This window comes from Achromobacter sp., assembly GCF_036567245.1.
GTDB lineage: Bacteria > Pseudomonadota > Gammaproteobacteria > Burkholderiales > Burkholderiaceae_B > Achromobacter.
Genome location: NZ_DATCUY010000295.1, coordinates 1 through 2,021 on the forward strand (window position 1 = coordinate 1; position 2,021 = coordinate 2,021).

The 2,021-nt window shown below is 68.8% G+C and carries 2 protein-coding genes; both read right to left on the reverse strand.

What is annotated here, in order from left to right; translation table 11 throughout:
• Positions 1-137 precede the first annotated feature (137 nt).
• The gene (locus VIR09_RS13095; protein ID WP_332013256.1) at positions 138-1,724 is read right to left on the reverse strand and encodes a hypothetical protein; all 1,587 of its coding nucleotides are present in this window, start codon (positions 1,722-1,724) and stop codon (positions 138-140) included.
• Positions 1,721-2,021 (reverse strand): toxin co-regulated pilus biosynthesis Q family protein (locus tag VIR09_RS13100; protein ID WP_332013257.1); only part of this gene is annotated, 301 nt, incomplete at its 5' end. The genes VIR09_RS13100 and VIR09_RS13095, both read right to left, overlap by 4 nt.

The window sequence follows — 2,021 nt, forward strand, 5'->3', positions numbered from 1 at the left end:
CCGCAGGCGCCGCCCGCGCGAGCGGGCCAGTGCGGGAATGTTGGAGCCGATCAGGGCGAACCAGCGCAAGCCGAATGCCAAGGTGCGGCCAGTATCCGGAACGTCGAACAACAAGGTGAGCGGGAGGCGTTCCATGCCTAGTACCCTTCCTCGACCTGCGCGGTCACCAGCACCAGGGTCGTCATGCGCTCCGAGGCGGCGCTGTCCAGGCCGCCCGCGATGAGCGGCAGCCCCGGCGCGAGCCGTTGGCGGTCATGCTGGTCCTGGCTGCGATCGAAGCCCGAAACGATGATGGGCTGGCCGGGGCGCAGTTCGACCTGCTGCACCGTGCCGTTGCCGTCAATCGTGACCTGCTGGACCTGCACCTGGTTGCCGCGTTCGCCGAACGTGATGGTCTTCAGGGGCTGGGCGACCGCGTTGTCATAGGCGAGCGACAGCAGGATCTGGCCGTCTTCCTGGATGTCGGGCAGTAGCGTCAGAAACGAGCCGACCGTCTCTTCCTTCTGGCTGATGGAGACCGCGGGCAGCGTACCGTTGGCGCCCCCCGTCGTAGTGCCGGGGACGGCAGTGCTCTGCACCCGATCGATGTAGCTGAACGTGGTTCTTACCGCATGGGTGACCGGACGGCGGTTCAAGGTCAGGATGGGGACCTTGTTGTGCCGTACGACGGCTCCCATCGTGCTGAGCGCGGAAACAATGGCCTGCGTGCCCTGGAATGGCCCCCTGGCCGTGGAGGCGTCCAGGCTGCCCCCTCCCGCCCCCCCGCCGGGCAGGGCCAACCGCGCGGCCGCCCCGGCCGCGGCGTAGACGACGTTCCAGTCGATGCCACCCGACGTGGCCTCGTTGGCGACGACGGTGATTTCCTCGAACACCAGCCGGACCCGGCGGGTCAGCGCCTTGTTCTCGCGTTCGAGGTAGCGGGCGACACGTTCCAGCGCCTCGGGCGTGTCCGTGACCACGATCGAGGTGGCGCCCTCCACCGCCTCGGCGACCACGCCGGAACGCGTCAGGAACGGCGCGATGTTGGCGCGCAGGATAGCCATCGCGTCGTGCTGCCCCGCCGACAAGGACGTGTTGGAGGTGCTTGCAAAGCCTTCACCCTCCGGGCTGCCCTCGCGGCCAAGGCGCACATCCACCTTGCTGCTCAGCGACAAGGCGCGCAATTCGAACACGCGGGTCTCGGTGCGGTAGAACTCGAGCGCGTTGTGTTCATAGCGCCAATGCACCGAGAAACGCGCGGCCAGCGCGTCCAGCAAATCCGCCAGCGGCTGGCCGCCAGCGCGGATCTCCAGGCTGGCCGGCGCCGGAATGGACAAGGCGCCGTTGACGGCCAGCCGGGGCAGGAACAATTCCAGCGGCAGCAAGGCATCCGGCCGCACCCGCACGGCGATGCCGGTGGCGGCGGTCAGGCGCTGGGCCAGCGCAGGCAGATCGGCGTCGTCGGCCAGCATCAAGGTCGTCCGCACGTTCTCCCGCAATGCGGGCGGCAACGACACTTCCCGCGCCAGGGGCTGCGGCTTGCCGGCGAGCCACGGCGTGACGACATCCTGGGCCGCGACACGCGCCGCGCGGTCCGACAACCCTTCAGCGAAGGCCTGATGGCTGGCGGTCACCTGGACTTGGCGGGCGTTTGCCGCGCGACGCTGATCCGCAACCTGCTGCGACACCGCGCAGCCGCCCAACAAGCTGGAGACGACAACACATGGGAACAGTATTCGCATCATGCCGCGGCTCCTCCCGGCATGGCCATGCGCGTGCAGGACTGCGCCAGCGGCACCACGCGCAACACCCGGTTGCCGTAGAAGCATGGCTGCAAGGGCTTTTCGGCGAGCTCGGTGGCGCCCAGCAGTTCGCGTACGGCAGATTTGAAGTCACCCGGGAACTCTGCCGTGGCCGACAAGGGAATGTCCACGTCCACTGCCCAGTGCTGCGGTTGGAAGGTCCAGCCTGCCTGTTCCGCCCAGCGCGCGAGAACTGCCCGCAGCGTGGCGTCCGGCGGCGCCGCGCGGTAGGCCGGCTGC

Bases quoted from the DNA above. Each gene is read 5' to 3' on its own strand.
- VIR09_RS13095 (WP_332013256.1), bottom strand. From the start codon at position 1,724: ATGATGCGAATACTGTTCCCATGTGTTGTCGTCTCCAGCTTGTTGGGC.